The organism is Myxacorys sp., assembly GCF_059501405.1.
This window is the reverse complement of the sequence record NZ_JCACCM010000018.1, coordinates 1-4,073: the sequence shown is the minus strand read 5'-3', so window position 1 is coordinate 4,073 and position 4,073 is coordinate 1. Positions and strand designations below refer to the sequence as shown.

3 protein-coding genes are annotated in these 4,073 nt (G+C 47.4%); all 3 read left to right on the top strand.

Going from position 1 to position 4,073, the window contains the following annotated elements; genetic code table 11:
- The first annotated feature begins 582 nt into the window (after window positions 1-582).
- Genes AC5I6P_RS01910 through AC5I6P_RS01900 form a run of 3 tightly spaced genes read left to right on the top strand, consistent with a single transcriptional unit; the run spans window position 583 to window position 3,639 of the window.
- Entirely contained in the window at window positions 583-1,596 is a 1,014-nt protein-coding gene (locus AC5I6P_RS01910; RefSeq protein ID WP_495692072.1) for an ArsJ-associated glyceraldehyde-3-phosphate dehydrogenase, read from the top strand.
- Between the two features lie 47 nt (window positions 1,597-1,643).
- Window positions 1,644-2,906: an organoarsenical effux MFS transporter ArsJ gene (gene arsJ, locus AC5I6P_RS01905; protein WP_495692071.1), complete on the top strand. Its 1,263-nt coding sequence runs from the start codon at window positions 1,644-1,646 to the stop codon at window positions 2,904-2,906.
- Between the two features lie 55 nt (window positions 2,907-2,961).
- On the top strand, window positions 2,962-3,639 hold the full coding sequence (locus AC5I6P_RS01900; protein WP_495692070.1) for an arsenic resistance protein: 678 nt from the start codon (window positions 2,962-2,964) through the stop codon (window positions 3,637-3,639).
- Window positions 3,640-4,073: the final 434 nt, after the last annotated feature.

Genomic DNA, 4,073 nt, shown 5'->3' with positions numbered 1-4,073 from the left:
ACTTACCATGCCCCACCCTTCCGCAACTCCTCTTCATGCAACAACGCCGCAAGAAATACCAAATTGCTCCAATGTGATTCCCCGAATAGGCACAAATAGGACAGACAGCTAGCTGCAGACGGAAATCCTGCGGTAGCAAGGGGCATTCAAATCGACCGCTCGAGTACGGTCTTTCCGATCAATGACGCGATCGCGAAAAAATCTAAAGGGCACAATGCTATCCCGTCTCGGTTAATCTCCAGAACACTCGGCGCAGTCGCGATCGCAGAGTTAAAAAAGCTTGAGAACCTGTTGCGTAATGCAAAATGACGAACTGGAAACAAATTCGAGCCTTGTATCGTGATTGTCCCCTAAAGCTATACGGTGCGGGCAAAGATTCGCGAATCAATCTGTTTTTTAAGGGTTAGCGTTCGCGATCGCTCTATCCCCAAGGTGCGATCGTGAACAACTAATCAAAGAATAGCATCAACTTTTTTAGATTTGAATTTCCCAAAATTTCCAGATTTGCCGCTTGATATGGAAGAACTAAATCAATACACTAATTTAAATTGAAATATGAAAACTGTTCACCAGGTAAAATCTATGACCGTCCGAGTTGGCATTAATGGATTTGGCAGAATTGGGCGCTTAGATTTACGGGCAGCTTGGGGCTGGTCAGAAATCAAGTTTGTCCATATCAACGAAGTCAAAGGTGGAGCCGTAACAGCAGCCCATCTGCTCAAATTTGACTCGGTGCATGGACGTTGGGCACCAGACGTAGAAGCGGCTGGCGAGAACCGGATTTTGATTGACGGTCAGCCGATTAGCTTTAGTGCGTGGGCAGCGCCGGGTGAAGTGCCTTGGGAAGATTACGGTGTAGACATCGTGCTGGAATGTTCTGGCAAGTTTCGGACTCCAGAAACCCTTGATCCTTATTTCAAGCGCGGAGTTAAGAAAGTCATCGTCGCGGCTCCGGTTAAACAAGGCGCGCTCAACATCGTCATGGGAATTAATGACGATCTCTACGAGCCAGACCAACACAATCTGCTGACTGCTGCTTCTTGCACCACAAATTGTCTTGCGCCCGTCGTCAAAGTGATTCATGAAGGATTGGGCATCAAGCACGGTGTGATCACCACAATTCACGACAACACCAACACTCAAACGATCGTCGATGCACCTCACAAAGATTTGCGTCGAGCGCGGGCAACTAGCTTATCGCTGATTCCCACCACTACCGGATCAGCCACTGCGATCGGGCTAATTTATCCCGAACTAAATGGAAAGCTCAACGGTTTAGCCGTCAGGGTTCCATTGCTCAACGCCTCGCTCACAGATTGCGTATTTGAAGTGGCGCGATCGACCACGGTTGAAGAAGTCAATCAACTGCTGAAAACGGCGGCTAAAGGAACGCTGAACGGCATTTTGGGCTATGAAGAACGTCCGTTGGTTTCGATTGACTACAAAGATGATCCGCGATCGTCGATTATTGATGCGCTTTCCACAATGGTTGTCGATCAAACCCAGGTGAAAATTTTGGCTTGGTATGACAACGAATGGGGCTACTCAAATCGCATGGTGGAACTGGCGAGAAAAGTTGCAATCAGCCTGAACTAGGTCGAGTTAAAGCCATCTTTTCCTGAACCCCTACTTCCTCGTTTCTCATGGCAACTTCTACTGCTTCTCGTGCCAATTTCAAGCACTATATCCTCGTCACACTGACCTATTGGGGCTTCACGATTACCGATGGCGCCCTGCGAATGTTGGTGTTGCTTTACTTCAACAACATCAGCTACACCCCGATTCAAATTGCCTCTCTGTTTCTGTTTTACGAAGTCTTTGGGGTAGTCACAAACTTTTTAGGCGGCTGGATCGGGTCTCAGTTAGGGCTGAAGGTAACGCTCTACACCGGGATTGGACTACAAATCTTTTCTCTGGTGTTGTTGTCATTTCTCAATCCGGGTTGGGCGCAATGGTTGGCGGTGCTATATGTGATGGTAGCTCAAGCATTTTCAGGCATTGCCAAAGATTTGACCAAAATGAGTACCAAGAGCGCGATCCGATTAGTCGTGCCGCAAGATGCCCACTCTGCACTGTTCAAATGGGTCGCCATTCTGACAGGCTCGAAGAATGCGCTCAAAGGAGTAGGCTTCTTCGTCGGTAGCGCCCTACTGGGATTATTTGGCTTCGTCGCTTCCTTGTGGATTATGGCAGGGGGCTTGTCCCTATTGATGTTTACAGGCTTGTTTCTACCGAAAGGAATGGGCAAAATCAAAGCAAAAGTCAAATTTACTCAACTCTTCTCTAAGAGCCGTGAGATTAACATTCTCTCTGCGGCGCGATTCTTTCTATTTGGCTCTAGAGATATTTGGTTTGTGGTTGGATTGCCTGTTTTTCTGCGGAGTGTTCTGGGTTGGTCGTTTTATCAGGTCGGTGGATTTCTCGCCTGTTGGGTAATTGGCTACGGCATCATTCAATCCCTAGCTCCGACCTTAATTCGACGATTTGGGTCGGGTCGTCCGCCTCAGTCAAAGACGGTTCAATTTTGGACATTCTTGCTCACGGTGGTTCCAGCAGCGATCGCGATCGCGCTCCAACTGAACGTTCCTGCCAACGCTGCGATCGTCGGTGGGCTTCTTCTGTTTGGCGTTGTCTTTGCATTTAACTCTGCCGTTCATTCTTATTTAATTTTAGCATTCACCGATGACGACAAAGTCGCGTTGAATGTTGGCTTTTACTACATGGCAAATTCTGGAGGGCGGTTAGCGGGAACAGTGCTATCTGGGTTGGTGTATCAGTTTTATGGCTTGGTGGGCTGCTTGTGGGTTTCGACCATTTTAGTCTTAGCGGCGGCGGTAATTACTCGCAACCTGCCTGATCCTCAACCCAGTCAAGAGGTTGCTTGGAAAGCTGAAGGCGGTGATTAGAGTTTCTGCCTGATTAACATTTAGCGAACGACTGATATATTTAACGGTCTACTTCATGAGCTTAAAACCTTCCAACTTAAATTCATCATCCGCACCAGCGACCGGAACGCTCAGCTTTTTTGAGCAATACCTTACCCTATGGGTTTTTCTATGCATTGGCGTGGGAATCGTGTTGGGACGATCGTTCCCAGAGGTTGCGACGGCTTTAGATGCGATGAGCTTTTATCAAGTGTCGATTCCGATTGCCATTTGCCTGTTTTTCATGATGTATCCCATCATGGTCAAAATTGACTTCTCACAGGCGAAGCAAGCCGTTCGCGCTCCGAAGCCTGTGATTTTGACGCTGGTGGTGAACTGGTTGATCAAGCCGTTTACGATGCTGGTATTTGCTCAAGCATTTCTCGGTGGTGTGTTTCGTCCACTGATCACTGGAACTGAGATTATTCGCTGCCGCGAAGTGGCAATATTCAATTCCTACATTGCCGGAACAATTTTGCTAGGAATTGCCCCTTGTACTGCAATGGTGTTGATGTGGGGTTATCTATCATATGGCAATCAGGGACATACGTTGGTGATGGTTGCGGTCAACTCCCTCGCCATGTTGTTGCTGTACGCGCCATTAGGACGGTGGTTGCTTGCTGCTAATGATTTGACTGTTCCTTGGGAAACGATCGCGCTATCTGTCCTGATTTATGTGGGCTTCCCGTTGATTGCTGGAATGTATTGGCGATAATGGATTCTGCGATACAAAGGACGAGATTGGTTTGAGCAAAGATTTCTCAAATATCTTAATCCTGTCGCAATTTCTGCATTACTCATTACATTGGTTTTACTGTTTGCGTTTAAGGGAGAATTAATCGTCAATAATCCATTGCACATCTTATTGATTGCAGTGCCATTGTTCATTCAAACCAATTTCATTTTCTTAATCTCATACGTTGCTGCATTGAAGTTGGGGCTATCGTATGAAGATGCTGCCCCTGCTGCTTTGATTGGGGCCAGCAATCATTTTGAAGTCGCGATCGCTACCGCTGTAGTGTTATTTGGCTTAAACTCTGGAGCCGCACTCGCGACGGTCGTAGGCGTACTGATCGAAGTTCCAGTTATGCTAATGCAACAGGACTTACGCAGTGACGCTAGGAGTAGGGTCTGGTCAAGTTGAGTCAT